The organism is Mesorhizobium sp. WSM4830 (genome assembly GCF_055811495.1).
Genome location: NZ_JBVVQI010000036.1, coordinates 18,487 through 44,005, shown reverse-complemented (window position 1 = coordinate 44,005; position 25,519 = coordinate 18,487). Strand labels below are relative to the sequence as shown.

Annotated in this window: 27 protein-coding genes; 19 read left to right on the top strand and 8 right to left on the bottom strand. The window is 62.9% G+C overall.

Annotation, left to right across the window (positions count from 1 at the left end; all coding sequences use genetic code 11):
- The first annotated feature begins 131 nt into the window (after window positions 1-131).
- The gene (locus AC0L2Y_RS29980) at window positions 132-509 is read left to right on the top strand and encodes a DoxX family protein (RefSeq protein WP_473561433.1); all 378 of its coding nucleotides are present in this window, start codon (window positions 132-134) and stop codon (window positions 507-509) included.
- Between the two features lie 27 nt (window positions 510-536).
- Here AC0L2Y_RS29980 and AC0L2Y_RS29975 read toward each other — a convergent pair whose 3' ends face one another.
- Both AC0L2Y_RS29975 and AC0L2Y_RS29970 read right to left on the bottom strand, forming a co-directional pair.
- The gene (locus AC0L2Y_RS29975) at window positions 537-1,259 is read right to left on the bottom strand and encodes an SDR family oxidoreductase (protein WP_473561432.1); all 723 of its coding nucleotides are present in this window, start codon (window positions 1,257-1,259) and stop codon (window positions 537-539) included.
- Complete coding sequence (locus AC0L2Y_RS29970; protein ID WP_473561431.1) at window positions 1,256-2,107, bottom strand: SDR family NAD(P)-dependent oxidoreductase; 852 nt, start codon at window positions 2,105-2,107, stop codon at window positions 1,256-1,258. The genes AC0L2Y_RS29975 and AC0L2Y_RS29970 overlap by 4 nt, the downstream gene beginning before the upstream one ends.
- 103 nt (window positions 2,108-2,210) lie before the next feature.
- Here AC0L2Y_RS29970 and AC0L2Y_RS29965 point away from each other — a divergent pair, with 103 nt between their 5' ends.
- Window positions 2,211-3,083: a helix-turn-helix transcriptional regulator gene (locus tag AC0L2Y_RS29965; RefSeq protein ID WP_352709711.1), complete on the top strand. Its 873-nt coding sequence runs from the start codon at window positions 2,211-2,213 to the stop codon at window positions 3,081-3,083.
- 287 nt (window positions 3,084-3,370) lie between these two features.
- Here AC0L2Y_RS29965 and AC0L2Y_RS29960 read toward each other — a convergent pair whose 3' ends face one another.
- A complete protein-coding gene (locus tag AC0L2Y_RS29960; protein WP_352491100.1) occupies window positions 3,371-4,012 on the bottom strand; it encodes a TetR family transcriptional regulator C-terminal domain-containing protein in 642 nt (213 codons plus the stop codon).
- A 243-nt stretch (window positions 4,013-4,255) separates the two neighbouring features.
- Here AC0L2Y_RS29960 and aptA point away from each other — a divergent pair, with 243 nt between their 5' ends.
- From aptA to AC0L2Y_RS29935, 5 genes are all read left to right on the top strand, one after another.
- On the top strand, window positions 4,256-5,584 hold the full coding sequence (gene aptA, locus AC0L2Y_RS29955) for an omega-aminotransferase AptA (protein ID WP_473561429.1): 1,329 nt from the start codon (window positions 4,256-4,258) through the stop codon (window positions 5,582-5,584).
- 109 nt (window positions 5,585-5,693) lie between these two features.
- Window positions 5,694-6,134: an endonuclease domain-containing protein gene (locus AC0L2Y_RS29950; protein WP_473561427.1), complete on the top strand. Its 441-nt coding sequence runs from the start codon at window positions 5,694-5,696 to the stop codon at window positions 6,132-6,134.
- 3 nt (window positions 6,135-6,137) lie between these two features.
- Entirely contained in the window at window positions 6,138-7,388 is a 1,251-nt protein-coding gene (locus AC0L2Y_RS29945) for a Zn-dependent hydrolase (protein ID WP_473561426.1), read from the top strand.
- 58 nt (window positions 7,389-7,446) lie between these two features.
- Window positions 7,447-8,898 (top strand): dihydropyrimidinase, encoded by a 1,452-nt coding sequence (gene hydA / locus AC0L2Y_RS29940; protein ID WP_352491103.1) that lies wholly within the window; start codon window positions 7,447-7,449, stop codon window positions 8,896-8,898.
- Between the two features lie 2 nt (window positions 8,899-8,900).
- Complete coding sequence (locus AC0L2Y_RS29935; RefSeq protein ID WP_352491104.1) at window positions 8,901-9,269, top strand: hypothetical protein; 369 nt, start codon at window positions 8,901-8,903, stop codon at window positions 9,267-9,269.
- Between the two features lie 35 nt (window positions 9,270-9,304).
- On the opposite strand, the gene AC0L2Y_RS29930 is transcribed toward AC0L2Y_RS29935, so the two are convergent.
- A complete protein-coding gene (locus AC0L2Y_RS29930; RefSeq protein WP_023720850.1) occupies window positions 9,305-9,709 on the bottom strand; it encodes a cupin domain-containing protein in 405 nt (134 codons plus the stop codon).
- 161 nt (window positions 9,710-9,870) lie between these two features.
- On the opposite strand from AC0L2Y_RS29930, the gene AC0L2Y_RS29925 reads away from it, so the two are divergent.
- From AC0L2Y_RS29925 to AC0L2Y_RS29900, 6 genes are all read left to right on the top strand, one after another.
- On the top strand, window positions 9,871-10,662 hold the full coding sequence (locus AC0L2Y_RS29925) for an ABC transporter ATP-binding protein (RefSeq protein ID WP_352491105.1): 792 nt from the start codon (window positions 9,871-9,873) through the stop codon (window positions 10,660-10,662).
- Window positions 10,652-11,170, top strand: coding sequence for an endonuclease domain-containing protein (locus AC0L2Y_RS29920; RefSeq protein ID WP_473561423.1), 519 nt, complete (start codon window positions 10,652-10,654; stop codon window positions 11,168-11,170). The genes AC0L2Y_RS29925 and AC0L2Y_RS29920 overlap by 11 nt, the downstream gene beginning before the upstream one ends.
- On the top strand, window positions 11,170-12,048 hold the full coding sequence (locus AC0L2Y_RS29915; RefSeq protein WP_352491106.1) for an ABC transporter permease: 879 nt from the start codon (window positions 11,170-11,172) through the stop codon (window positions 12,046-12,048). Before AC0L2Y_RS29920 ends, AC0L2Y_RS29915 begins: the two co-directional genes overlap by 1 nt.
- A complete protein-coding gene (locus tag AC0L2Y_RS29910; RefSeq protein WP_352491107.1) occupies window positions 12,045-13,181 on the top strand; it encodes an ABC transporter permease in 1,137 nt (378 codons plus the stop codon). Before AC0L2Y_RS29915 ends, AC0L2Y_RS29910 begins: the two co-directional genes overlap by 4 nt.
- 40 nt (window positions 13,182-13,221) lie before the next feature.
- Window positions 13,222-14,193 carry an ABC transporter substrate-binding protein gene (locus tag AC0L2Y_RS29905; protein ID WP_352491108.1) on the top strand — a complete coding sequence of 324 codons (972 nt, stop codon included), beginning with the start codon at window positions 13,222-13,224 and terminating at the stop codon, window positions 14,191-14,193.
- Between the two features lie 153 nt (window positions 14,194-14,346).
- A complete protein-coding gene (locus AC0L2Y_RS29900) occupies window positions 14,347-14,799 on the top strand; it encodes a CHRD domain-containing protein (protein ID WP_352491109.1) in 453 nt (150 codons plus the stop codon).
- Window positions 14,800-14,850: 51 nt separating this feature from the next.
- Here AC0L2Y_RS29900 and AC0L2Y_RS29895 read toward each other — a convergent pair whose 3' ends face one another.
- From AC0L2Y_RS29895 to AC0L2Y_RS29885, 3 genes are read right to left on the bottom strand one after another with little or no spacing between them, the layout of a single operon-like run.
- Window positions 14,851-16,500 carry a thiamine pyrophosphate-binding protein gene (locus tag AC0L2Y_RS29895; RefSeq protein WP_473561421.1) on the bottom strand — a complete coding sequence of 550 codons (1,650 nt, stop codon included), beginning with the start codon at window positions 16,498-16,500 and terminating at the stop codon, window positions 14,851-14,853.
- Window positions 16,497-17,672: a CaiB/BaiF CoA transferase family protein gene (locus AC0L2Y_RS29890; protein WP_473561420.1), complete on the bottom strand. Its 1,176-nt coding sequence runs from the start codon at window positions 17,670-17,672 to the stop codon at window positions 16,497-16,499. The genes AC0L2Y_RS29895 and AC0L2Y_RS29890 overlap by 4 nt, the downstream gene beginning before the upstream one ends.
- A 34-nt stretch (window positions 17,673-17,706) precedes the next feature.
- Window positions 17,707-18,687 carry an alpha/beta fold hydrolase gene (locus AC0L2Y_RS29885; RefSeq protein WP_473561419.1) on the bottom strand — a complete coding sequence of 327 codons (981 nt, stop codon included), beginning with the start codon at window positions 18,685-18,687 and terminating at the stop codon, window positions 17,707-17,709.
- Between the two features lie 260 nt (window positions 18,688-18,947).
- On the opposite strand from AC0L2Y_RS29885, the gene AC0L2Y_RS29880 reads away from it, so the two are divergent.
- The 4 genes from AC0L2Y_RS29880 to AC0L2Y_RS29865 all read left to right on the top strand — a co-directional run bounded on the left by AC0L2Y_RS29880 (window position 18,948) and on the right by AC0L2Y_RS29865 (window position 22,006).
- Complete coding sequence (locus tag AC0L2Y_RS29880; RefSeq protein WP_473561418.1) at window positions 18,948-19,739, top strand: alpha/beta fold hydrolase; 792 nt, start codon at window positions 18,948-18,950, stop codon at window positions 19,737-19,739.
- Window positions 19,736-20,185: a MarR family winged helix-turn-helix transcriptional regulator gene (locus AC0L2Y_RS29875; RefSeq protein ID WP_352644767.1), complete on the top strand. Its 450-nt coding sequence runs from the start codon at window positions 19,736-19,738 to the stop codon at window positions 20,183-20,185. The genes AC0L2Y_RS29880 and AC0L2Y_RS29875 overlap by 4 nt, the downstream gene beginning before the upstream one ends.
- A gap of 122 nt (window positions 20,186-20,307) precedes the next feature.
- Window positions 20,308-21,321, top strand: a complete 1,014-nt coding sequence (locus AC0L2Y_RS29870; RefSeq protein ID WP_473561416.1) for a ribonuclease T2 family protein — start codon at window positions 20,308-20,310, stop codon at window positions 21,319-21,321.
- A 73-nt stretch (window positions 21,322-21,394) separates the two neighbouring features.
- Window positions 21,395-22,006, top strand: a complete 612-nt coding sequence (locus tag AC0L2Y_RS29865) for a hypothetical protein (RefSeq protein WP_473561415.1) — start codon at window positions 21,395-21,397, stop codon at window positions 22,004-22,006.
- A gap of 27 nt (window positions 22,007-22,033) precedes the next feature.
- Here AC0L2Y_RS29865 and AC0L2Y_RS29860 read toward each other — a convergent pair whose 3' ends face one another.
- Complete coding sequence (locus AC0L2Y_RS29860) at window positions 22,034-23,329, bottom strand: GGDEF domain-containing protein (protein WP_473561413.1); 1,296 nt, start codon at window positions 23,327-23,329, stop codon at window positions 22,034-22,036.
- Between the two features lie 242 nt (window positions 23,330-23,571).
- On the opposite strand from AC0L2Y_RS29860, the gene ettA reads away from it, so the two are divergent.
- The gene (ettA, locus tag AC0L2Y_RS29855) at window positions 23,572-25,221 is read left to right on the top strand and encodes an energy-dependent translational throttle protein EttA (protein ID WP_352453385.1); all 1,650 of its coding nucleotides are present in this window, start codon (window positions 23,572-23,574) and stop codon (window positions 25,219-25,221) included.
- 59 nt (window positions 25,222-25,280) lie between these two features.
- On the top strand, window positions 25,281-25,517 hold the full coding sequence (gene relB / locus AC0L2Y_RS29850) for a type II toxin-antitoxin system RelB family antitoxin (RefSeq protein ID WP_473561411.1): 237 nt from the start codon (window positions 25,281-25,283) through the stop codon (window positions 25,515-25,517).
- The last annotated feature ends 2 nt before the right edge of the window (window positions 25,518-25,519 follow it).

The window sequence follows — 25,519 nt, the reverse complement described above, 5'->3', positions numbered from 1 at the left end:
AACCCCCCCCCCCGGTTTGTGGGTCCCTCACAAAAAAACCCCCCCTCCCCCCGGGGTTTGGCCCTTTTCTCCTCGCCCCCGGGCGGGGCTCGGCCCCCCCCCGCCTCTTTTCTGCCCAAGGACCCGACAGCATGTTTTCAAACTTTGATAGTGAGATCCTATTCGCCGCCCGCTTGCTGCTTGGCGGCGCCTTTGTCTTTGCCGGCCTGCGCAACGTTCAGAACGCGGCATTGGTGAGCCAATTGATGACGACGCGCGGCGTGCCGCAGGCACGGCTCGTGCTGTGGCTGGGGATCGTCCTGCAGATGGTCGCCGGAGCACTGGTGATTGTGGGCATCTGGACCGCTGCCGCCGCTCTGTGCCTGATCCTGTTCCTGATCGTCGCCACGCCGATGTTCCATAACTTCTGGGATCATCAAGGCCCGGAGCGCGCGTCCCGCATCAACGGTTTTGTCGGCAACGTCGCGCTGACCGGAGGATTTCTGGCGCTGATCGCGCACTTGCTTTGACAATGACCCTCGCCTGGGGCAGCCGGCTCACGCCGCGTACCGCAAGCCGCCATCACAGGTCAGGACCTGGCCGGTGACGAAGCTGTTCGAAACCAAGAACGCAATCGCCTCGGCGACGTCCTCGGCACGGCCGATACGGCCGACCGGCGTCGTGCCGGCATACTCGGCAAACACCGCACGGCGCTGTTCATCGGGCAGGAAATCCCACCAGGGCGTGTCGATGACACCCGGTGCCACGACATTGACGCGTAACGGCTTCAGCTCCATCGCCAGGATCGGCACCACGGTCAGCAGCATGCCGTTGACGGCGGCGATGCCGGCGACACCCGGCGCCGACAATTGCGCCGACACCGCCGAGATGAAAGTCACCGAGCCGCTCTTGTTCAACGTCGGCAAGGCGGCCTGCAGGCAGGAGAGCTGTGGCCGGACCTTCTCGTCGACGCCGCCGCCGATGTCGGTCAGGTCAAGTGTTTCGAACGGGCCGAGCCCCTTGCCGCCGCTGGCGGCCAGCACCAGGTGATCGAAAGGGCCGAGGTCGTTGAAGAACCGGCGAACCTCGTCCGGCTTCGCGGCATCGAAGGCCGCTTTTTCGACGGCGCCGCCAAGGCTTTGCCACGCCTTGTCGAGCCTTTCCTGGTTGCGCCCGGTGATCGTCACCTTCATACCCGGGCCGAGCAGCTTTTTCGCGGTGGCGAGGCCGATGCCGGAGGAGCCGCCGACGACGACGGTGTGACTGGTTTTCTCGGTCATGAATTTTCTTTCTTCGATGTTGCGGAAGCGGGTGCGAGCCCGACAAGGCCGAGGCTCAATTCGCGCAACTGCTGCCTCGCCTTCGCGTCATAGGCTTGCGCATCGGCGCGGGATTCTCTCTGGCCGTCGAAATAGAGGCCGCTTCGCCCTTCGAGTGCCGGCGATGTGGCGAGGTTGATGATGGCTTCGGCGCCGGTTTCGACTGAGCTCCACGGCGTGATGCCCGCCTGCCGCACCATAGTAGTGTTCATGTAGCTTGCCGGATGCAGGCTGTTGACGATCACATTGGTGCCGTTCAGCTGCTCCGCCAGATCGATGGTGAACATGATCTGCGCCAGCTTGCTCTGGCAGTAGGCACGGACGCCGTCATAGGAGCGGGTCAGCATGACGTCGTCGAAATCGATCGCCTGCTGGCCGGCCGAGGCGACGTTGACGATGCGCGCCGGCGCGCTGGCCTTGAGCAGCGGCAGCAGCTCCATGGTGAGCAGGAAGCCGGCGAGATAGTTGACGGCAAAGCGCAGTTCGTAGCCGTCGGCGCTGATCTGTCGTTTCGCGTTGGGACCGGCAGTGCCGACGCCAGCATTGTTGATGAGGATTTCGAGCCGGCTGGTTTTTGCACGCACAGCCTCGGCGAGGCGGCGGACTTCCGCCAGGGAGGAGAGATCGGCGACCAGCAACTCGGCCTTGCCGCCGGCGGCTTCGATTTCGGCCACGGTCGCCTTGCCCCTTGTCGCGTCGCGGCCATGCACCAGGATGCGGGCGCCGCCGGCGCCGAGCCTTTGCGCGACGACGCGGCCGACGCCATCGGTCGACCCGGTGATGAGGATTGTCTTGTCTTTCAGTTCCATGTTCAGAGCCTCCATCTCATCGCTCTGAGGGGAAACATGGGGCACCGGCCACTTGCCAAACAGTTCAAACTTTATCCTGGTATCGATACTGCTATAATAGCGTATGGATTCCACCACGCATTCCGCCGAAGACAGCCGCCGCCGCGAGCTTGGCGCCTTTCTGCGCTCGCGGCGTGAGAGGCTGACGCCTTCGGCCACGGGCATCTCGACGGGGTTGCGCCGGCGCACACCCGGGCTGCGGCGTGAGGAGGTGGCGATGATCGCCGGCGTCGGCACGACCTGGTACACCTGGCTGGAGCAAGGGCGCGACGTTCGGCCGTCGGTGGAAGTGCTGACCGCACTCAGCCGGGCGCTGCGCCTGGACGCGGCCGAGCAACGGCATCTGTTCATCCTTGCCGGCCGACCGCAGCCGGAGCGTCGCGTCGACGCGCCGGAAAAGGTCGATAGTTCGTTGCTGCACATGCTGCAGAGCCTGGTCCTGCAGCCGGCCTATGTCCTTGGGCGGCGCTGGGACGTGCTGGCCTGGAATTCTGCCGCGGCAGCCGTGTTCGGCGACTATGGTCTGCTGGAGGGCGATGCCCGTAACATCGTCCACATGGTTTTCACCAGCCCGCAGCATCGGCGCCTGCTCGTCGACTGGGAGGAATTGGCGCGTGCCGTGCTGGCGTCATTCCGGGCAGAAAGCGCGAAGTATGTCGGCGATCCGGATTTCGAGCGGTTGATTGTGCTGATGACGCGTTCAAGTCCGGAGTTTCGCGCCTGGTGGCCGCTGCGCGATGTGGCCCGCAACCTATCGGGAGTGAAGCATGTCCGGCACCCGATAGCGGGCGCCATGGCGTTCGAGCATATGAGCCTGTCGATCGACGACGGCTCGGACATGAAGCTGATCGTCTACACGCCGCTCGCCGAGCAGAACTCGATCGCCAAGCTCGAACAGCTGCTGGAGACGCTTCCGGCCGAGCGGCGCAGCGCGTGAGGCCCCTCAACTTCGTCATCCTGGGGCGAAGCAAGGAGCGAAGCGACGCGGCGCAGACCCCAGGATCCATGCCGTGACGTCAAGGCGTTGCAGCGGTTCAGAATTCTGTTTCGTCGCATTTCTCGGTTTATTTCACGGCATGGATCCCAGGGTCTCCGCGACGCCGCTCCGCGGCTGCTCCGCCCTGGGATGACGAAGCTGAGGAGTTTCGGCTAATCTCCACAGTCTGCGACGGCCGACTGGAACGAACGCGAATATTGACTGCAACCGGCCCTCCACCAGTTGCCTCAGCCCTTCGGCTTCAGCCCGTCGATAAACAGCTGTTCGAGAAACCTTGCGGCATCTTCGAAGCGGCCGTCGCCACCGCGGTCGGGGCCGAGCACGGCGCGGACCTGGACGTCGAAATCGGCATAATGCTGCGTCGTCGCCCAGATCGAGAAGATCAGGTGCCAGGGGTCGGTGCGGGCAATCTTACCGGCGCGCATCCAGCCCTTGATGACATTGGCTTTCTCGTCGACCAGCGTCTTCAACTCGCCTTCCAGCATCGGCATGATGCGCGGCGCGCCCTGCAGGATCTCGTTGGCGAACAGCCGGCTCTCGCGCGGGAAATCGCGCGCCATTTCGAGCTTGCGCCTGATGTAGCTGCGCAGTTCGGTCAAGGGGTCGCCGATATCGTCGAGTTCGCGCAGCGGCGCCAGCCAGGTGTCGAGAAGCCGCTGCATCAGCGTCTTGTGGATGTCCTCCTTGCGGCGGAAATAATAGAGCAGGTTCGGCTTCGACATGCCGGCGGCTTCGGCGATCTGGTCGATGGTCGAGCCGCGAAAACCGTTGGTGGAGAAGACTTCGAGCGCCGCCTCGAGGATGAGCTCGCGCTTTTCCAGCTGGATGCGGGTGCGGCGAGGAGCGGAGCTTTCGACCGCTCCCGTCACGTCGAAAAACCTTCGCCGCGAGGAGCGTCTGGACCAATTCTCTGGACCAGTTTTTCTCCGCCCTGTGGAGCGCACTTCGAAAGCCGCATTTCCGCTAGTAATCCCTTGACCGCTGATAGAGCGGTGCTAACGTTTGTCCAACCGGTCAAAAATTTGCGTAGCACGAAAACGTCGCGAAGACAAAGTGTTGGAAAGACCAGGCGTTAGCCGCACCGAAACAGGTTACAAGGGGAAGTCTTGGTCATGTCCAACCGGCTGAAAGTCACGCCGAACGATCTCAGTGCATTCTGGATGCCGTTCACGGCAAACCGGCAGTTCAAGCAGGCGCCGCGCATGATGGTGTCGGCCAAGGACATGCATTACACGACCAGCGACGGGCGCAAGGTTCTCGACGGCACCGCCGGCCTGTGGTGCGTCAATGCCGGCCACTGCCGTCCGAAGATCACCGAGGCGATCCAGAGCCAAGCGGCAGAGCTCGACTATGCGCCGGCCTTCCAGATGGGCCACCCGATCGTGTTCGAGCTGGCGAACCGGCTGGTCGATATCGCGCCGAAGGGCATGGACCATGTGTTCTTCACCAATTCCGGATCGGAATCGGTCGAGACCGCGCTGAAGATGGCGATCGCCTATCACCGCGTAAAAGGCGAGGGCTCGCGTACCCGCTTGATCGGCCGCGAACGCGGCTATCACGGCGTCAATTTCGGCGGCATTTCGGTCGGCGGCATCGTCACCAACCGCAAGATGTTCGGCACGCTGCTCGGCGGCGTCGATCACATGCCACACACGCATCTGCCGGAAAAGAACTCCTTCACCAAGGGCGTGCCCGAGCATGGCGCGGAACTGGCGAACGAGTTGGAGCGTATCGTCGCCTTGCACGACGCCTCGACCATTGCCGCCGTCATCGTCGAGCCGGTTGCCGGTTCCACCGGCGTCATCCTGCCGCCGAAGGGCTATTTGCAGAAGCTTCGTGAGATCTGCACCAAGCATGGCATCTTGCTGATTTTCGATGAGGTCATCACCGGTTTCGGCCGTCTCGGTACGCCGTTTGCCGCCGACTATTTCGGCGTCACGCCGGACATCATGACCACGGCCAAGGGCGTCTCTAACGGCGTCATCCCGATGGGCGCGGTGTTCGTGAAGAAGGAAATTCACGACGCCTTCATGACCGGCCCCGAGCACATGATCGAGTTCTTCCACGGCTACACCTATTCGGGCAATCCGATCGCCTGCGCGGCGGCGCTGGGCACGCTCGACACCTACAAGGAAGAGGGGCTGCTGTCGCGCGGCGAGGAACTGGCGCCGTACTGGGAGGACGCGCTGCACTCGCTGAAGGGTGAGCCGAACGTCATCGATATCAGAAACATCGGCCTGATCGGTGCAATCGAGCTGGCGCCGATCGCCGGCCAGCCGACGAAGCGGGCCTTCTCGGCCTTTGTGAAGGCGTTCGAGCGCGGTGCGTTGATCCGCACCACCGGCGACATCATCGCGCTATCGCCGCCGCTGATTATCACCAAGGGTCAGATCAACGAATTGATCGACCACGTGCGCGAAGTGCTGAGGGCTGTGGATTGAACCAGGTGCAGCTTTCCCTCCCCCTCGAGGGGAGGGTGGCCGCGAAGCGGCCGGGTGGGGTCGGTGCGGCAGTGCGCCAACCTGACCTTCGGCCGTATAGGTGCCTGTGATGCCCCGGACCCGCGTGAGCTTCGAAATGCGCCAAAAGGCGCGCGCGCTTCGGGTTCATGCGACCAAAGGCGAATCGCTGCTTTGGTATGAACTGCGCGAATTGAAATCGGCCGGCATGAAATTCCGCCGCCAGTGTCCGATCGGGCCTTATATCGTCGACTTTACTTGCCTTGCGGTAAAGCTGGTCGTTGAAGTCGATGGTGATCTGCACGAACAGGAGAAGGGCAAACGGCACGACGCCGTCCGTGATGCCTATCTGCGATCGCTCGGGTTCGATATCTTTCGCGTCGATGAGCCCGATGTCATAAACAGCGCTTGGCATGTCGCACAGGTGGTCAAGGAGAAGGTCGCGCGCATGTCAGCCGACCCCACCCGACCGCTTCGCGGCCACCCTCCCCTCGAGGGGGAGGGGGACGCCGCGCAACCGATGAGGTTTTAGAATATGGCCGCCCCCGGCGAGAATCTGCGAATCAATTCAGACCGTTTGTGGGATTCGATAATGGAGATGGCGAAGATCGGCCCCGGCGTTGCCGGCGGCAACAATCGCCAGACCGTGACCGACGAGGACGGCGAAGGGCGGCACCTGTTCAAGCGCTGGTGCGATGAGGCGGGGCTCGAAATGGGCGTCGACGAGATGGGCACGATGTTTGCCCGCCGCGAAGGCACCGATCCCAGCCTGCCGCCGGTCTATGTCGGCAGCCATCTCGACACCCAGCCGACCGGCGGCAAGTATGACGGCGTGCTCGGCGTGCTCGGCGGCCTGGAGGTCGTGCGCTCGCTCAACGATCTCGGCATCAAGACAAAGCACCCGGTCGTCGTCACCAACTGGACCAATGAGGAAGGCGCGCGCTTTGCGCCGGCGATGATGGCGTCCGGCGTTTTCGCCGGCGTGCTCGATCAGGCCGACGTTTATTCGCATGTCGACAAGGACGGCAAGAAATTCGGCGAGGAGCTCGAACGGATCGGCTGGAAGGGCACCGAGAAAGTCGGTGAGCGCAAGATCCATGCCTTCTTCGAATTGCATATCGAACAGGGCCCGATCCTCGAGGACGAGGGCATCGACATCGGTGTCGTTACTCATGGCCAGGGACTGAAATGGCTGCAGGTGACGCTGACCGGCAGGGAGGCGCATACCGGCTCGACGCCGATGCCGAAGCGGCGCAATGCCGGGCTCGGCATGGCGCGGGTGATCGAGCTGGTGCACGAGATCGCCATGGACTACCAACCCGACGCCGTCGGCGCGGTCGGCCATATGGAGGTCTATCCGAACTCGCGCAACATCATCGCCGGGCGCACCGTCTTCACCATCGACATCCGCTCGCCGGAAAAGGAGGTGCTGGACGCCATGGACGGCCGCATCCGCGAAGGCATCGACACGATCTGCGACGCGCTCGACATCAAATATCAAATCGAGCAGGTCGGCCATTTCGACCCGGTCACCTTCGACGCGGGCTGCGTCAAGGCTGTGCGGGATGCGGCGGAGCGCCTGGGGTATACGCATCGCAATATCGTCTCGGGCGCCGGCCATGACGCCTGCTGGATCAACCGCGTCGCGCCGACGGCAATGGTGATGTGCCCCTGCGTCGACGGTCTCAGCCACAACGAGGCCGAGGAAATCACCAAGGAATGGGCAGCGGCCGGCGCCGACGTGCTGTTCCATGCGGTGGTGGACACGGCGGTCATTGTCGAATGATGGGATAGCCTCGCAACGCCGCTCGCAAGAAGCGCGAAGAGAATAAGGGAACAAGAAAATGTCCAAAGTCATCCGAAACGGCACCGTCGTCACCGCCGACCGCACCTGGAAGGCCGATGTGCTGATGCAGCACGGCCAGATCGTTGCCATCGGTTCGAACCTTCATGGCGACCATGAGTTCGACGCCAGCGGCTGCTATGTGATGCCGGGCGGCATCGACCCGCATACCCATCTCGAAATGCCGTTCATGGGTACCTATTCGGCCGACGATTTCGAGAGCGGTACACGCGCCGCCCTTGCCGGCGGCACGACGATGGTCGTCGATTTCTGTCTGCCGGCACCGCAGCAATCGCTGCTCGAGGCCCTGCAGATGTGGGACAACAAGACCTCGAAGGCGTCCTGCGACTATTCCTTCCACATGGCGATCACCTGGTGGGGCAAGCAGGTGTTCGACGAGATGGCCACCGTCGTCGACAGGGGCATTACCTCGTTCAAGCATTTCATGGCCTACAAGGGCGCGCTGATGGTCGATGACGACGAGCTTTACTCGTCGTTCCAGCGCTGCGCCGATCTTGGCGCGCTGCCGCTGGTCCATGCCGAGAATGGCGACGTGGTGGCCGCCCTGTCGCAGAAGCTGCTGGCTGCCGGCAACAACGGCCCCGAAGGACACGCCTATTCGCGACCGCCGGAAGTGGAAGGCGAGGCGACCAACCGCGCCATCATGATCGCCGACATGGCCGGCGTGCCGCTCTATGTCGTGCATGTCTCCTGCGAGCAGGCGCACGAGGCCATTCGCCGGGCGCGCCAGAAAGGCATGCGGGTATTCGGCGAGCCGCTGATCCAGCACCTGACGCTGGACGAGAGCGAATATTTCAACAAGGACTGGGACCATGCGGCGCGGCGCGTCATGAGCCCGCCCTTCCGCAACAAATGGCACCAGGATTCGCTGTGGGCCGGCCTGCAGGCCGGGTCGCTGCAAGTGGTGGCGACCGACCATTGTGCCTTCACCACCAAACAGAAGCGCAACGGCGTCGGCGATTTCACCAAGATCCCGAACGGCACGGGCGGGCTCGAGGATCGTTTGCCGGTGCTGTGGACGACGGGCGTCAAAACCGGCCGGCTGACGATGAACGAGTTCGTCGCGGTGACCTCGACCAACATCGCCAAGATCCTCAACATGTATCCGAAGAAGGGCGCCATCGTTGAAGGCGCGGACGCCGACATCCTCGTCTGGGACCCAAAGCGCAAGAAGAAGATCACGGCCAAGAAGCAGCAGTCGGTGATCGACTACAACGTCTTCGAAGGTTTTGAGGTGACCGGCCTGCCGCGCTTCGTCTTCTCGCGCGGCGAACTGTCGATCGAGGAAAACGAGATCAAGGCAAAGCCCGGCCATGGCGAGTTCGTCGCTCGCGAGCCGAACGCGGCGGTCAACCGGGCACTGTCGACCTGGAAGGAAATTTCCGCGCCGCGCAAGGTGGAACGGACGGGCATCCCGGCGACGGGCGTTTGAGCTTGGCGAGCCAGACAGCGATTATCTCGATGGCCGCGGTGATCCTTGCCGCCGGGCCGGCGGCGGCTGACGTCCTTGCCGGTTCCTTTGGCAATGAGGTCGGTTGCGTTGGTGTACGGCTCGGTTATCAGGACAGCGACGATTATGTCGTGCTGACTGCCGAGGGCATCGAAACCTATGGCGGCGGCTGCCAGTTCGCACAGCGATTGACGACGGCGCCTGGCACCCTGTTGTTGAGCTCCACCTGTTTCGCCGAGGGCGAGGAGGGCACGACCACGGAAGTCGTCAAGGTCATCAACAGAGGAGCGGACGGTTTCTTCGTGACCATTCCCGGCCTTGAGGAGATAGGGCCGCTGAAATCATGTTCGTGACGGTGCCGATGACGACCGCCGCCTCGATGCCGGCGTCAGGCGACCAACCCGTCCAGTTCCGGCAGCAGGACAACGCTTTCCTGTTCGTTGGGATCGGTGCGGGCAATGACCGCCGAGGCGGGGCTGTCGCTCAGATTGGCCGGCAGATGCGGCACGCCGGGGGGAATATAGAAAAGATCGCCGGCCTTGACCACGATATGCTGTTCGAGCCGGTCGCCATACCAGGTATGGACCTCGCCGGAGAGCACATAGATCGCGGTTTCATGGTTTTCGTGCATATGCGCCTTGGCGCGGGCACCCGGCGGCATGGTCAGCAGATGCATGCAGATGCCGGACGAGCCGACTGTTTCGGCGGCGATACCGGCGAAATAACTCAGGCCCTGCTTGCCTTCATAAGAGCTTTCAGGGCGGATAAGATGGCAAGTCGGTTTCGGCGACATCGGGGCAACTCCGGGCGTCTATCTGATGGGACAAGGGCGCGTAGAACTGGGGCGAGTAAAACCGGGGCGAGTAGGACTGGGCGAGTGGAAAGCAACATCGGGGTAAAATCAATGGGATTCCGGCCGGCGCCGCAGTGGCCGGAAGCGGCAGGCTACGGCCGATGACGGGAGCATCGCCAGCCGTTGTTTCGGCAAGCAAGCTTGGCCTGACCTTCCAGACCAATGATGGTCCGGTGCAGGCGCTGTCGAATGTCGACCTGACCATCGGCAAGGGCGAATTCGTATCCTTCATCGGGCCTTCCGGCTGCGGCAAGACGACCTTGCTGCGCGTCATCGCCGATCTGGAGAAGCCGACATCAGGAGCCATCTCCGTCAACGGCATGACGCCCGAGGAGGCGCGCCAGAGCCGCGCCTATGGCTATGTCTTCCAGGCGGCCGCACTTTATCCGTGGCGCACGATCGAGCGCAATGTGGCGCTGCCGCTGGAGATCATGGGCCTGTCCAGGGCGGAGCAGGCGGCGCGCATCAAGCGAACCCTCGACCTCGTCAACCTCAGCGGCTTCGAGAAGAAATACCCCTGGCAGCTCTCGGGCGGCATGCAGCAGCGCGCCTCGATCGCGCGGGCGCTCGCCTTCGACGCCGACCTTTTGTTGATGGACGAGCCGTTCGGCGCGCTCGACGAGATCGTGCGCGATCACCTCAACGAACAGCTGCTGGAGCTTTGGGAGCGGACCAACAAGACCATCTGCTTCGTCACCCATTCGATCCCCGAGGCGGTTTATCTGTCGACGCGCATCATCGTCATGTCGCCGCGCCCGGGCCGCGTCAGCGACGTCATAGAATCGACGCTGCCGAAAAAACGGCCGCTCGATATCCGCGAGACGCCGGAGTTCCTGGCCATCGCGGCACGGGTGCGCGACGGGCTGAGGGCAGGGCACAGCTATGATGATTGAGGGGGATGAACTCCCTCCTCTCCCCAGCGGGGAGAGGGTGGCCGGAGCGAAGCGGAGGTCGGGTGAGGGGGCGGCGCCGACAGATCCGACCAAAAGAAATGTCGGGGCAACCGCTCTTGCCCGAAAGCTCCGGTTTGACGAGACCGAAGCTGAGTACCGGCTTTGGGGGGAACTGAGAGGACGTCATCTCAACGGTTACAAATTTGTGAGGCAAGTGCCGCTTGGGCCTTTCGTCGCAGACTTCGTTTGTCGCGAAAGGGGTCTGATTGTTGAAGTCGACGGCAGCCAGCACGCAGATTCTCCAACCGATCCGGCGAGAACTGCCTGGCTGAATGGCCATGGCTATTCCGTTCTTCGGTTCTGGAACCATGAAGTTCTGGCCGAACGTCGAGCGGTCCTTGATACGATTTTGGCTTGCCTCGACGGAAAGATTTCTACCCCCTCACCCGGCCTCCGCTTCGCTCCGGCCACCCTCTCCCCGTTGGGGAGAGGAGGAGAGAGCCGCTGATGGACTCCTTCCGCGACAAGCTCGTTCCGGTGACCTCGATCCTCCTGGGCGTGGTCGTCGTCTGGTACGTCATGGCTGTCATCCTCAACGCGCCGTTCCAGCGCGATCTCGACCGCCGCGCCAATCAGACGCCGGGCGTTGTGGAATTCATCGGCAAGACGCTGGCACAGCCGAAGCCGACGCTGCCGGCGCCGCATCAGGTGGCGGTGAATTTTTTCGAAAACACCTTTCTGCGCAGCATCACCTCGAACCGCAGCCTTGTCTACAACGCCTGGGTGACGCTGTCGTCGACGCTGCTCGGCTTCGCCTTCGGCACGGCGCTCGGCATCGTCATTGCCGTCGGCATCGTACATGTGGCGACGCTCGACCGCAGCCTGATGCCGTGGATCATCGCCTCGCAGACCATTCCGATCCTGGCGGTGGCGCCGATGATCATTGTCGTGCTGGCGGCGGTTGGCATCACCGGGCTGATTCCGAAAGCGCTGATCTCGACGTATCTGTCGTTCTTCCCAGTGGCGGTTGGCATGGTGAAGGGACTACGCTCGCCCGAGCTCACCCATCTCGACCTGATGCACACCTATTATGCCAGCCCCTCGCAGACCTTCTGGAAATTGCGGGTGCCGGCCTCGGTGCCGTTCCTGTTCACCTCGATGAAGGTGGCTGTCGCCGCCAGCCTGGTTGGCGCCATTGTCGGCGAGCTGCCGACCGGTGCGGTCGCCGGCATCGGTGCCAAACTGCTCGCCGGCGCCTATTACAGCCAGACCATCGACATCTGGTCGGCTCTGGTTGCCGGCTCCGTGGTGGCGGCGCTGCTGGTTATGCTGGTCGGCATTGCCGGGCGCCTAGTCGACCGCGCCATGGGCGGGAGGCCGGCATGAGCGCGCTCCTGAGCCTTTCCTCAATCACCCCCCGATCCTGGCAAGGTTATGCCGCGCTTGTCCTGCTTGTCGGCGCGCTGCTTCTTTGGCCGCTCGTCAGTGCTACGGCCGGTTACGGCATGGCGGCTACGGTTTTGATTTTCATTTTGCTGCTCGTGGCAATCGAGGCCGACAACTTTCCACCGATGATCGGGGTGGTGTTGCTGTTCCTTGGCGCGCACGGCGCGGCGTGGATGCTGCTCGCCGGCATAACCGGCAATGAGGGCAGCGCTCGCGCATCCTTCTATCTGCTGCTCGTCGCTGCGTGGTTTTTGGCCTGGCGCTGCGTAACGGTCTTGTCGTCGTTTCGCCCGACGTCGCGCTGGGCGTCAACCGCCCTGCGCCTGATCATTCCGGCCATCTTTGGCGCCTGGATCCTGATCATCTGGGAAGCGGTGACGCGTGGTGCCGGCATTCCCTTCATCCTGTTGCCGCCGCCAAGCGCCATCGGTGCACGCATCGTCGGCTCGCTGCCGGTGCTGGGGGCCGATGTCAGGCAGACCATCTTCAAGGCGGTCATCTTCGGCTATGTGGTGGGCAGCAGCGCCGGCTTCCTCGTTGCCATAGCCGCCGACCGCGTGCCGTTCCTGCGGCGCGGGCTTTTGCCGATCGGCAATATGGTGTCGGCGCTGCCGATCATCGGCGTCGCGCCGATCATGGTCATGTGGTTCGGCTTCGACTGGCAGTCGAAGGCAGCGGTGGTCATCATCATGACCTTCTTCCCGATGCTGGTGAACACCGTCGCCGGGCTTGCCGCCTCCGGCCATATGGAGCGCGACCTGATGCGCACCTATGCCTCGAGCTACTGGCAGACGCTGTTCAAGCTGCGGCTGCCGGCGGCGGCACCCTTCATCTTCAATGCGTTGAAGATCAATTCGACGCTGGCGCTGATCGGCGCCATCGTCGCCGAGTTCTTCGGCACCCCGGTGGTCGGCATGGGATTCCGCATTTCGACGGAAGTCGGGCGGATGAACATCGACATGGTGTGGGCCGAAATCGCAGTTGCAGCACTTGCGGGTTCGGTCTTTTATGGCGTGGTCGCTCTTTTCGAGAGAGCAATCACGTTTTGGCATCCCTCTGTCCGTGGTGGATAGGGGCGGTGGGTTTAGGGCGCTAACTTCAGAGGGTAAAAACATGAAAAGACTTGTTGTTTCGATGCTGGCCGGCGCGATGTCGCTTGTCGCGTTCCAGGCGATGGCCGCGGACAAGGTGACGCTGCAGCTGAAATGGGTCACCCAGGCACAGTTCGCCGGCTACTATGTCGCCAAGGCCAAGGGCTTCTATGAAGCCGAGGGCCTCGACGTCGACATCAAGCCCGGCGGCCCGGACATCGCACCCGAGCAGGTTATTGCCGGCGGCGGCGCCGACGTCATCGTCGACTGGATGGGCGGTGCGCTGGCTGCGCGCGAAAAGGGCGTGCCGCTGGTCAACATCGCCCAGCCGTTCAAGAAGGCCGGCATGGAGCTGGTCTGCCCGAAGGACGGCCCGATCAAGACGGAAGCCGACTTCAAGGGCCACACGCTGGGCGTCTGGTTCTTCGGCAATGAATATCCGTTCTATGCCTGGATGAACAAGCTTGGCCTCAAGACCGACGGCGGGCCGGACGGTGTCACCGTGCTCAAGCAGAGCTTCGACGTGCAGCCGCTGATCCAGAAGCAGGCGGATTGCATTTCGGTCATGACCTATAACGAGTACTGGCAGCTCATCGACGCCGGCTACAAGCCGGAAGAGCTGACCGTCTTCAACTATTCCGCCATGGGCAACGATCTGCTCGAAGACGGGCTCTATGCATTGGAGGACAAGCTCAAGGATCCGGCCTTCGAGGACAAGATGGTGCGTTTCGTGCGCGCTTCGATGAAGGGCTGGAAATACGCCGTCGACAATTCCGACGAGGCGGCGGGCATCGTCATGGACAATGGCGGCCAGGACGAGAACCACCAGAAGCGGATGATGGGCGAAGTCGCCAAGCTGATCGACAATGCCGATGGCAAGCTCGATCCGGCGACCTACGAGCGCACCGCCAAGGCGCTGCTTGACCAGAAGATCATCAGCAAGGAGCCTACCGGCGCCTACACGACGGCGATCACCGATAAGGCCATCAAATAGAGCTATCAAGCAGGCTCTGCTGGAAGACGAAAAGGGGCGGGCGACCGCCCCTTTTTAGTGGGATGTAAAATGAACGTTACCGGCGGAAACATCCGCTCGCAAAATCGTTGTGCCAGTGCATCCGCCTCAAGGGTGTCACAACGGAGGTTTTCCATGCGCATCCAGTCCTTCACGCCGATGCTTTCGGCGCTGGCCATTTCTGCAGCCATCTTCTCTGCTTCACCGGCCCTGGCCGAAACTATAAAGATGACGGCGACGCTCGATGGTGCTCAGCAGAGCCCGCCCGTCACCACGAAGGGCAAGGGCACCGCCACGCTCAGGTTCAACACCGCCACCAAGAAACTCAGCTGGACGGTGAGATATTCCGGCCTCAGCGGGCCGGCGACGGCCGCACATATTCACGGCCCGGCGGCAAAGGGTCAAAGCGCCGATCCGGTGGTGCCGTTCGAAGGCAAGCTGAAGAGCCCGATCAAGGGTTCGGCGACATTGACCGATGCCCAGGCCACCGATCTTGAGGCCGGCAAATACTACGTCAACATCCATACCAAGAAAAATCCGGACGGGGAGATCCGCGGGCAGATCGAGAAGGCGGCGGCGACGATGTAGCGCAAGCCATTCCGCCGACGGAAGGGGCGGACGACCGCCCTTTCCGTTGGATTACGACTTGTCGCGTATTTGCGTCATCGTCCGGGTCGGCGTAATGGCCTCGGGGTCGAGCCTGATCTCGACAATCGACGGCTTGCCGCTGGCGCGCGCGCGTTCGAAGGCCGGCGCGAAGTCGGCTGTCGTCTCGACCGTTTCGCCATGACCGCCATAGGCGCGGGCCAACGCCGCAAAATCGGGATTCCGCAGATCGGTGGCGACGACACGGCCGGGATATTCGCGCTCCTGATGCATGCGGATTGTACCGTAGATGCCATTGTTGACGACGATGACGATGATCGGCAGCCCGTATTGCACGGCGGTGGCGAATTCCTGGCCGTTCATCAGGAAACAGCCGTCACCGGCGAAGGCGATCACGTCGCGGTCGGGGAAAAGCTGCTTGGCGGCGACCGCCGCCGGCGTGCCGTAACCCATTGAGCCTGACGTGGGTGCTGCCTGCGTGCCGAAACGCCGGAAGCGATGGTAACGATGTACCCAGGTGGCGTAGTTGCCGGCGCCGTTGGCGAGGATGGCGTCGTCCGGCAGCATCGTTTCCAGATAATTCATGATCGGCCCCATCTGCACGGCGCCGGGGCCGCTCTCCGGAGGCGTCGACCAGTCGAGATAGGCGGCGTGCAGCTTCGCTGCCTCCGCCGCCCACACCGGCGTTGCGGTCGGCTTGTGTTTGGCAAAGGCTTCGACGAAAGCGGCAGGCGAGGCATTGATCGCCAGCGCCGGCCGGTAGACGCGGCCGAGTTCGCCGGCGTCGGCATGGATATGGACCAGCGTTTGGTCGGGGTAGGGGCTCTTCAGCAGCGTGTAGTCGGATGACGGCATCTCGCCCATGCGGCCGCCGATCAGCAGTACAAGATCGGCCTGCTTGATGGCGGTTGCTACTTTGGGATTGATGCCGATGCCGACATCGCCGGCATAGTTCGGGTGGAGATGGTCGAACAGCATCTGGCGGCGGAAGGAGCAGCCGACCGGCAGCGACCACGCTTCGGCTATCGTCCGCATCTGTGCAACGGCCTGCGCATCCCAGCGCGTACCACCAAGGATGACGAAGGGCCGCTTTGCCTTGTTGAGCAGCTCGTCCAGCGCGTCGAGCTCGGCTTCGCCAGGCCGCGTCTCGACAGGGGTGTAATGCCGGGCTTCCGGTGCCTCGGCGAGGCTGGTCAGCATGTCCTCGGGCAGCGAGATGACGACCGGGCCCGGGCGGCCGGACGTCGCCACCGCAAAGGCGCGTGTGACGAATTCGGGGATGCGTGCGGCGTCGTCGATCTCGATCACCCATTTGGCGATGTCGCCGAAGAACCTGACATAGTCGACCTCCTGGAAGGCCTCGCGCCCCTTGGCGTGGCTGGCGACCTGGCCGATGAACAGGATGAGGGGGACCGAATCCTGCATGGCGATGTGGATGCCGGCCGAGGCATTGGTGGCGCCTGGGCCGCGGGTGACGAAGCAGATGCCGGGCTTGCCGGTCAGGCGGCCATGGCAGTCGGCCATCATCGCGGCACCGCCCTCCTGGCGGCAGACGATGGTGCGGATCGGTGAATCATGCAGCGCGTCGAGCACCGCCAGATAGGATTCGCCAGGTACGCAATAGATACGGTCCGTTCCGTTGGCTTCGAGCGCATCGACGATGAGTTGTCCGCCGGTCTTCATTTTCCTGACCTCTCCAGTTCGGCAAGGATTTCTTCGGTGTGTTCGCCGAGACGCGGTGACGGACGCTCATAGACCAGCGGCGTGCCGGACATGACCATCGGCGCCCGCACCGAGGGCAAGAGATTGCCATGGCCGTCATCGAGGTCGAGCCGCATGCCGCGCGCGATCGTCTGCGGGTCGGCAAACATCTGGCCGATGTTGTTGATCGGGCTGGCTGGGACGCCGGCGGCTTCGAGCCTGGCCAGCAGCGGGTCGCGATCGAAGGTCTTCAGCGCCTCGATTATATGCCCGCGCAGCTTTGCCCGGTTGGCGACGCGGGCGGGATTGGTGGCGAAGTCAGGGTTCGACGCGAGCTCGTCGAGGCCGACGGCAGCGCAGAACTTTGCGAACTGGCCGTCATTGCCGACCGCCAGGATGATGTGGCCATTTTTCACCGGCACCACTTCGTAGGGCGCGATGTTCATATGCGCATTGCCCATCTGCACTGGCGACTGTCCGGAGACGAGATAGTTGAGGTTCTGGTTGCCGAGCGTCGAGATCTGGGTGTCGTAGAGCGCCATGTCGATATGCTGGCCTTCGCCGGTCTTCTCGGCATGGCGAAGCGCCGCCTGGATGGCGATGACCGAATAAAGCCCGGTGAAAACATCTGAAATAGCGACGCCCGCCTTTTGCGGTTCGCGGCCGGCTTCGCCGGTGATCGACATCATGCCGGCCATGGCCTGGATGATGAAATCATAGCCGGCGCGCGGCGCATACGGTCCCGACTGGCCAAAACCGGTGATCGAGCAATAGATCAGCCGCGGGTTGATTTTCTTCAGGCTGTCATAGTCGAGGCCGTATTTCTTCAGTCCGCCGACCTTGAAGTTTTCGATCAGCACGTCCGATGTCGCGACCAGCCGGCGCACCGTCTCGGCGCGCTCGGGCGTCGAGAAATCGATGGCGATGGAGCGCTTGCCGCGGTTGCAGGAATGGTAATAAGCGGCCGACAGGTTCTCGCCGTCATGGCCGATGACGAAGGGCGGTCCCCATTTGCGGGTGTCGTCGCCGCCGTCCGGGCTCTCGACCTTGATCACGTCTGCGCCGAGGTCGGCAAGCAGCTGCCCGGCCCATGGCCCGGCGAGGATGCGTGCGAGTTCGATGACGCGAATGCCTTTGAGCGGAGGCTCAGTCATGGATCACCATGGTTGATCGAAAGCGCAGCCTCTATCAACCCCGCGCGCCGCTGTCACGGCCCTTGCAATGGGCCAAGTATCGCTGTGCCCTCAGCACGCGGTCGGCCCAGGCGGCAAAATCCTCCATGATGATGTCTCGGTTGATCTCGTTCAGGCTTTCGTGGCGGGTTTCGGCGTAAACCTTTGAAACGAGATTCGAAAAACCCATCATGTGCATCCGGCCGGCAAGATGGCTGACCGCCTTGCCGCCATCCGAGGCCGGATCCTGCTCGCCTCCGACCAGGTTGACGGACAGGTCGCGCCGCACGCCGGAAAAATTGCGGTCGCTGCCGCAATGCAGCGTCATCTTGACGATGTCCTGCCACATCGACACCGACGCATCCCAGCCGCAAAGCGGGTCGGCGATGTATTTCTCGACTTCAACGGCATCGCGCGACAGCCAATCGAACGGCGTCCGGTGATTGGGCACGGCCTTGCCCCAGGCCCGGAATGTCAGCTGGGGCAGCAGGCGCGACGGCACGTCTGAGCCAAGCCGGAACTTTTCCCAGCCAAGCATGCCCAGCGCGATTTGGCCGAGCAGGCCGGCCGAGAAATTGCCGTTCCAGATTGCGGCGGCATGGATGCGCGCCGAGTGGCGGAGGACAAAGTTCAGCGCGACCGACGCGCCCAAGGAATGGCCGAAGACGATGACCGGCAGGCTAGGCCGTTCCCTGGCGATCAGATCGTGGACGGCGGCGACATCGGCGATGACCTTGGCACCGCCATCCGCATCGGCGAACCTGCCAGGTGGCGCGTCGGGTGCCTTGGTAGCGCCGTGGCCACGGTGGTCGTGCGCGTAGACCTGGTAGCCGCGCGCGCCGAGGAAATCGGCGAAGCGGGCATAGCGCGCGGCGTGTTCGGCCAGCCCGTGATTGATCTGGATGACTGCCCGCGGCTCGCCGACGGCGTTTTTCACATAGAGGTTCAGCCCGGCGCCGGTCGGCGATGCCAGCATCCTCTGCTCGTCAAATGGCATGTCTCGCTCCCGTCGGCGACTGTTGGGCGACGCAGCGATCGACGTCAAGGGACGTAGTGTACCCATTCGACGGTAGTTGACAGTATGCTGTCAATGTGATTATATGACAGCATACTGTCAAATGATCGGCAGCAGATTGGGGGTATGACTATGAAAACCACCGGGCCATTTCGCGGCGTGCAATCTTGCTGGCGAGCCTCGCCTTTACGACGGCCACCCTGCTGCCAGGGATTGCTGCGTTCAGTCAGGAAACCAGGGAGATGACCATGATGACGTCCACCGTTCCGGGCCCACAAGGCAAGCTTGCCACTTATAGGATCAACTCCGGCAATGGCCTGCCGATCATGTTCCTGCATGGAGATTGCAGCCGCGCTTCCCACTGGGACCGGGTAATGCAGCTCTCCGTCGAAGGCCGCGAGGCGGTAGCCTTCGATTTTCGCGGCCATGGCGCCTCCGCGCCGGCGCAGGACGGTGACTATGGCTATGACGGCCGTGCAATGGATGTCGGTGCCGTGGCCGACGCGTTTGGCCTGAAGCGGTTTCTCATTGTCGCGCACAGCGGCGGCGGTGGCGTGGCGCTCGCTTATGCCGCCAGCCATGCCGACCGGGTCGCCGGTGTCTTGCTCGTCGACCCGGCGACCGATCCTCGTGCGCTGCCGCAGGCGATTCGTGACGGCTTTGTCCGCGATCTGGCCGGTCCGCAAGGCCGCGATGTCCTGAACGCCTATTACACGTCGATTGCCGGCCCTAACGCGGCTGTTCGCCAGCGTGTTCTGGCCGATGCGGCAGTGGTCGATCCGGCGGCGAGGGCAGGTGTCGGCAAGGCACTGGCCGAATGGAACCCGGAGCCGGCACTCAATGCGTATCGCGGGCCGATGTTCGTATTGGCTACCGAGGCCAGTGACACTCCAGCCGCGCTCTACCGGCTGCGCACGGACATTCCGCGCCAGATCGTGGCAGTCAGCGGCCATTGGGTGATGCTTGACAAGCCCGAGGTGGTAGCCGAAGCCGTCAACAATTTCGTCGCGACCATCGAGGCCGGCCAGAAATGACGACCAGGACCGAAGCCGCAAATGTGCTCACCGATCTGGTGCTTGCCGTGTTCAGGATGAACGGCAGTTTTCTGGATGCGGCCGACCGGCTGGCCGCTCCAACCGGGCTGACGGCAGCGCGCTGGCAGGTTTTGGGTGCGGTTTTGAAGGAGCCGAAATCCGTGGCCGACATCGCTCGCGACATGGGCCTCGCCCGTCAGAGCGTACAGCGGCTGGCCGACATACTGGCTGCGGAGGGGCTTGCCGCCTACGCCGACAACCCCGCGCATCGCCGCGCCAAGCTGTTGTCGATAACCGATGCCGGCCGGGCAGCGGTCAAGAATATCGGCACACGCCAGCATGTTTGGGCGAACCGCGTTTCGGAGGGTATGGACGCCGACGCGCTAAAAGCCTCGCTTGATCTGCTGCGCACCCTGACAGAACGGGTGGAGGCGGGCGGATCCTGATCGACCACGCGGGACCCGTCTCAATGCGCTGGCGATTGTTTTTTTGCGGCCGGCGAAACAAATCGTAATTCTGACATGTCGCAAGTTTCTAGCTTGCGGCGTGAATCATGAGGAGTGCCGGAATGCGGATTTGGGCGATATGGGGGGCGGTGTTTCTTGCGTTTGCTGGCACAAGCGTGGCGCGGGCCGATGTGAAGATGACCGGCTCTTTCGTTGCTGATTTCGCCTGTCCGGCGACGCAGGCGATCAAGAACGGCAAGAACCCCGGCAATGTCTCGACCGCGGCTGGCCAGAGCTATGATCTCCTGGCCGGCAACAAGGACGCACCAACGCACTATCTCATCCGCGTGCCGGGCGCCGATCCGGAGCGCCGCTGGGTCAAGATCAGCTGCGGCCATGTTTCGGGCGGCAGCGCGTCGACGATGCCGGCTGCACCGGCGCCTGCCGAGCCGAACAAGCCATCGGCGTCCGGAAAGCCGGAATATGTCTTCGCGCTGAGCTGGCAGCCGGCTTTCTGCGAGACCAAATCCGGCAAGACTGAATGCCGGACGCAGACCGCCGCCGGTTTCGATGCGACCCACTTCACCTTGCATGGATTGTGGCCGCAGCCGAACGGAAATTTCTATTGCCAGGTCGCGGCAAGCGACAAGGCGAACGACGATCCTGCGCACTGGCGAGACTTGCCGGTGGTCACCCTTGACCCGAAAACGCGAGCGGAACTCGACCAGGTGATGCCGGGCACCGCATCCGCCCTCGAAAGGCATGAATGGATCAAGCACGGCACCTGCTACGGCAAGAGCCAGCAGGAGTATTTCGCCGACGCCTTGAACCTGATGCGCGCGGTGAACGCGTCGCCGGTGCGCGATCTCTTCACCAAGAACATCGGCAAGCAGCTCACGTCCGATCAGATCCGCAGCACCTTCGACAGCGCCTTCGGCAAAGGCGCGGGCGACCGGGTCCGTGTGTCCTGCGTGGTCGATCCTTCGAACGGCAGGCGGCTGATCGGCGAGCTGACGCTCGGCCTTACCGGCCCGATCGCTTCGAACGCTTCGCTAGGTGCCCTGCTGCTAGCCTCGGCGCCAACAACCAAGGCCGGCTGCCCGAAGGGCACGGTCGATGCCGTCGGGTTCCAGTAAACAGGCCGAACGCGACTGTCGCTTTGCACCGGGGATGGTATGATCCCTGGGTATCATTCGCAGGGGGGTGGCGATGAGTGGCATGACGGGCGGCGCGCTGGCGCGGCTGGCGTTCTGGGCCAAGGGCATGACGGCGATCCGCGACGGCCATATGGAGTGGCCGGGCTTTTCCTACACCGAAGTCGAGTGGGTGCGCATGACCACGCTCGCCAAACCCGTCGGCGGCGGCACGTACCAATTGTTCACGCTGGTCAACGCGGCGATCTTCATCGCCATTGCGGCGCTCGGGATCTTCTGTGTCTTCCTGCCGATGGCGGAGCTGCTGTTCCCGGTACCGGCCGAAACCAGTGCGCTCAAGTTTTCGCTGCTCCTGGCGGCATGCGCCTTGCTGATCATCGGCATAGGCCTGCCGGTTTCGCTGCGTCTTTCGACCGCGCTGGTCGCGCCGAAGTCGCTGCACGCCGCGCTTGTCGCCGTGCCCGGCGACCAGGCGCTTGCCGCAAAAGTGTCATGGCAGATCAACCGGATCACGCTCGTGCTCTGCGGCCTGCTGGTGCCGGGCATCCTTCTGTTCATTGCCTACGACATCGATGCTGGTCCGATTATTACCGCGTTGAAATGGCTGGCGATCGCGCTGATGGCGGTTTCGGTTGCGATCGGCGCATGGCAGCGGCGCAAATCCTGATTGCCCCAAGCAAAGGCCAGAGTAGCGTTACGCGCCGGCGCTGCGCTCCGGCCTGGTCCACGTGTTGCGCCCGTCTGCTTCGTTGCCGCCCGGTTCGCCGACAACGCGATCGCGCCCCGTCGATTTGGCCTTGTAGAGACGCTGGTCGGCCAGCGCGAAGAGATCGGCAAGGCAACGGGTGGTCTCGCTGACCGTCGAGATGCCGGCGCTGATGGTGATGTCGAACCGGCTGGTGCTTGCGGACGTCTTGACCGCTTGCCTGACGGTTTCGCCCAGCAGTCTGGCAAGCGGCTGCGGACGCCAGCCAAGGATGGCGAATTCCTCACCGCCGATCCTGAACAATTGATCTTCGGTCCCGACAAGTTCGCCAAGCAAAATCGCCAGGGCTTTCAGCACCTTGTCGCCCTCGGCATGGCCGAAGCGGTCGTTGATCGATTTGAAGTGGTCGACATCAATGATCAGCAGGCTGAGCGGCCTGGCGGTGCGCAGACTGGCAGCAACGGCGGCCTCGCCATCGCTGTCGAAGCGCCCCCTGTGCAGCAGGCCGGTGAGGCCGTCGCGACCGACATGCTCGACCAGCGCCTCATAGCGCTCGCGATAGGTCAGCGTGTCGAAAATGTCGGAAAGCCCGCGCGGCGCCGGCACCTGCCGCGCCTCGAACCACCTGATATAGGCGACCAGCATGGTGCTGTAGACCAAGGCCGCTGCCATCTTGGCGAACCAGCCGCCGAAGAACACTGCGACCGGCGCACCGGTGACGAAATGCAGCGCCGTGAAAAAACCTGCCTGGTCGAAGGTGAGCACGCAGGCGACGGAGACCAGGATGCGGGTGAAAAGCGCCTTGCGCAGATATTTACCGAGCTTTTCATAGAGCAGGATGATCAGGATGGCGTCGACGAACAGCAGCGTCGTGCCCCACACCATCAGCCAGCCCATCTCGTCGATAAAGCCGATGTCGGGAAGCTTGCCGTCGGGCAGCGGTGCGATGTCGTGCAGGCGCAGGATCAGCACGAGCCCGATCATCAGAGTATTGCCGAGCAGCAGGCCGTAGATCGGCTGGCGGACGGTTGCCGCGTCCTCCTTGATGTAGAGCAGGAGAAGCATGACCAGCTTGCCGGAAAACAGCACGGCCGAACCCGGCGACACCATGCCGAACGGCAGCGCGACGTAGAAGACGCTGGCGAGATAGGTTTCCAGGAAATGCATGACGCCAAGGGCGCAAACAAAGACGCCGAGGCCGATGCGGCCCCTGAACCGGAAAAGCGTGACCATGATGCCGAAATAGAGAACCGCTTCGGCAAAAAGCAGGAAACTGTTCAGCACGGCCCGATCTCTCTCCCCGAAATCGCGGCTGCCAGCGATTTCCCATCCAACACTGTTTTGACGCGGAATGGTTAACCGGAGCTTTCGCCCGGGCGCCGGCACGAAATGAAGCGGCTAAGCGTTTGCGGGTGCGACCAAAACCGCTTGGGACCAAAACTGTTTGCCGTTCGGGGCCGCATCGCTTACATAGCGCCCAACTTCCATTCAATCCGACATCAGTCGACTTTTCAGGGAAAGCGCGCGTGGCACGCCAGTTCATCTATCACATGGCCGGCCTCAACAAGGCCTACGGCACCAAGAAGGTGCTCGAGAACATTCATCTGTCCTTCTACCCGGACGCCAAGATCGGCATCCTCGGCCCCAACGGCGCCGGCAAGTCGACGATCCTCAAGATCATGGCCGGCATCGACAAGGAGTGGAGCGGCGAGGCCTGGCTGGCCGAAGGCGCTACCGTCGGTTACCTGGCGCAGGAGCCGGCGCTCGATCCGAACAAGAACGTGTTCGAGAACGTCATGGAAGGCGTCGCCGCCAAGACCGCCATCATCGAGCGCTACAACGAATTGATGATGAACTATTCCGACGAGACGGCGGACGAGTCGGCCAAGCTGCAGGACGAGATGGACCGGCTCAACCTGTGGGATCTCGAACAGCAGGTCGAGATGGCGATGGAGGCGCTCGGCTGCCCGCCCAAGGAGGCCGATGTCACCAAGCTGTCGGGCGGCGAGCGCCGCCGCGTCGCGCTCTGCCAGCTACTGCTGCGCCAGCCCGACCTTCTGCTGCTTGACGAGCCGACCAACCATCTCGACGCCGAGACGACGGCGTGGCTGGAAAAGCATCTGCGCGCCTATCCGGGCGCGGTGATGATCATCACCCACGATCGCTACTTCCTCGACAACGTCACCGGCTGGATCCTCGAGCTCGATCGCGGCCGCGGTATCCCGTACGAAGGCAACTACACCAAATATCTCGAAGCCAAGGCCAAGCGCCTCAAGCAGGAGGGCCGCGAGGACGATGCGCGCCAGCGGGCGATCGGCCGCGAGCGCGAGTGGATCCAGTCCAGCCCGAAGGCAAGGCAGACCAAGTCGAAAGCCCGTATCCAGGCGTTCCAGGATCTGCTGGATGCAGCCGACAAGCGGCGTCCGAGCGACACCCAGATCGTCATTCCGCATGGCGAACGGCTCGGCAATGTGGTGATCGAGGTCGAGGGCCTGTCGAAGGGCTTTGGCGACACGCTTTTGATCGACGATCTCGAATTTAAGCTGCCGCCGGGCGGCATCGTCGGCGTCATCGGCCCGAACGGCGCTGGCAAGACGACGCTGTTCCGCATGATCACCGGCCAGGAAAAGCCGGACGCCGGCACCATCCGCGTCGGCGAGACGGTCAAGCTCGGTTATGTCGATCAGAGCCGCGACGCACTCGACCCGACCAAGACCGTCTGGGAAGAGATTTCGGGCGGCGCCGAAGTGGTCAAGCTCGGCAAGTTCGAAGCCAATACCCGCGCCTATTGCGCGTCGTTCAATTTCCGCGGCGGCGACCAGCAGCAAAAGGTCGGCAACCTGTCCGGCGGGCAGCGCAACCGCGTGCATCTGGCCAAGATGCTGAAGACCGGCGGCAACGTGCTGCTGCTCGACGAACCGACCAACGATCTCGATACCGAAACGCTGGCCGCACTTGAAGACGCGCTCGAGAGTTTCGCCGGCTGCGCCGTCATCATCTCGCACGATCGCATGTTCCTCGATCGCCTGGCGACGCACATCCTCGCCTTCGAGGGCGACAGCCATGTCGAATGGTTCGAAGGCAATTTCGAGGATTACGAGCAGGACAAGATCCGCCGCCTCGGCCCAGAAGCGGTCAACCCGCACAGGATGACGTATAAGCGGCTGACGAGGTAGGGAACGGATTGGTTGCAAGCATTCCAGGCTGCTCGTAGAATTACCGGAAGGAGACAAACATGCTTAATGTGGAACTTCCGACCGCGCTGGAAAAACGCCTCGAGATCGTGGCAAGGAAAACTGGCCGGACAAAACACGACGTAGTCGTTGAGGCCATTGTCGAGCAAATTCAGGATTTGGAGGACGGACTAATCGCCCTCGAGCGCCTTAACGATGGTGAAGGTGAATGGCTTTCTCTGGCCGAAGTTAAGGAACGACTGGGATTGGACGATGCAAGCGACCGCAGTGACGGTTGATC

Coding starts and splice junctions, on each gene's coding strand:
- AC0L2Y_RS29980 (WP_473561433.1), top strand. CDS start 132: ATGTTTTCAAACTTTGATAGTGAGATCCTATTCGCCGCCCGCTTGCTG.
- AC0L2Y_RS29975 (WP_473561432.1), bottom strand. CDS start 1,259: ATGACCGAGAAAACCAGTCACACCGTCGTCGTCGGCGGCTCCTCCGGC.
- AC0L2Y_RS29970 (WP_473561431.1), bottom strand. CDS start 2,107: ATGGAACTGAAAGACAAGACAATCCTCATCACCGGGTCGACCGATGGC.
- AC0L2Y_RS29965 (WP_352709711.1), top strand. CDS start 2,211: ATGGATTCCACCACGCATTCCGCCGAAGACAGCCGCCGCCGCGAGCTT.
- aptA (WP_473561429.1), top strand. CDS start 4,256: ATGTCCAACCGGCTGAAAGTCACGCCGAACGATCTCAGTGCATTCTGG.
- AC0L2Y_RS29950 (WP_473561427.1), top strand. CDS start 5,694: ATGCCCCGGACCCGCGTGAGCTTCGAAATGCGCCAAAAGGCGCGCGCG.
- AC0L2Y_RS29945 (WP_473561426.1), top strand. CDS start 6,138: ATGGCCGCCCCCGGCGAGAATCTGCGAATCAATTCAGACCGTTTGTGG.
- hydA (WP_352491103.1), top strand. CDS start 7,447: ATGTCCAAAGTCATCCGAAACGGCACCGTCGTCACCGCCGACCGCACC.
- AC0L2Y_RS29930 (WP_023720850.1), bottom strand. CDS start 9,709: ATGTCGCCGAAACCGACTTGCCATCTTATCCGCCCTGAAAGCTCTTAT.
- AC0L2Y_RS29925 (WP_352491105.1), top strand. CDS start 9,871: ATGACGGGAGCATCGCCAGCCGTTGTTTCGGCAAGCAAGCTTGGCCTG.
- AC0L2Y_RS29920 (WP_473561423.1), top strand. CDS start 10,652: ATGATGATTGAGGGGGATGAACTCCCTCCTCTCCCCAGCGGGGAGAGG.
- AC0L2Y_RS29915 (WP_352491106.1), top strand. CDS start 11,170: ATGGACTCCTTCCGCGACAAGCTCGTTCCGGTGACCTCGATCCTCCTG.
- AC0L2Y_RS29910 (WP_352491107.1), top strand. CDS start 12,045: ATGAGCGCGCTCCTGAGCCTTTCCTCAATCACCCCCCGATCCTGGCAA.
- AC0L2Y_RS29905 (WP_352491108.1), top strand. CDS start 13,222: ATGAAAAGACTTGTTGTTTCGATGCTGGCCGGCGCGATGTCGCTTGTC.
- AC0L2Y_RS29900 (WP_352491109.1), top strand. CDS start 14,347: ATGCGCATCCAGTCCTTCACGCCGATGCTTTCGGCGCTGGCCATTTCT.
- AC0L2Y_RS29895 (WP_473561421.1), bottom strand. CDS start 16,500: ATGAAGACCGGCGGACAACTCATCGTCGATGCGCTCGAAGCCAACGGA.
- AC0L2Y_RS29890 (WP_473561420.1), bottom strand. CDS start 17,672: ATGACTGAGCCTCCGCTCAAAGGCATTCGCGTCATCGAACTCGCACGC.
- AC0L2Y_RS29885 (WP_473561419.1), bottom strand. CDS start 18,687: ATGCCATTTGACGAGCAGAGGATGCTGGCATCGCCGACCGGCGCCGGG.
- AC0L2Y_RS29880 (WP_473561418.1), top strand. CDS start 18,948: ATGACCATGATGACGTCCACCGTTCCGGGCCCACAAGGCAAGCTTGCC.
- AC0L2Y_RS29875 (WP_352644767.1), top strand. CDS start 19,736: ATGACGACCAGGACCGAAGCCGCAAATGTGCTCACCGATCTGGTGCTT.
- AC0L2Y_RS29870 (WP_473561416.1), top strand. CDS start 20,308: ATGCGGATTTGGGCGATATGGGGGGCGGTGTTTCTTGCGTTTGCTGGC.
- AC0L2Y_RS29865 (WP_473561415.1), top strand. CDS start 21,395: ATGAGTGGCATGACGGGCGGCGCGCTGGCGCGGCTGGCGTTCTGGGCC.
- relB (WP_473561411.1), top strand. CDS start 25,281: ATGCTTAATGTGGAACTTCCGACCGCGCTGGAAAAACGCCTCGAGATC.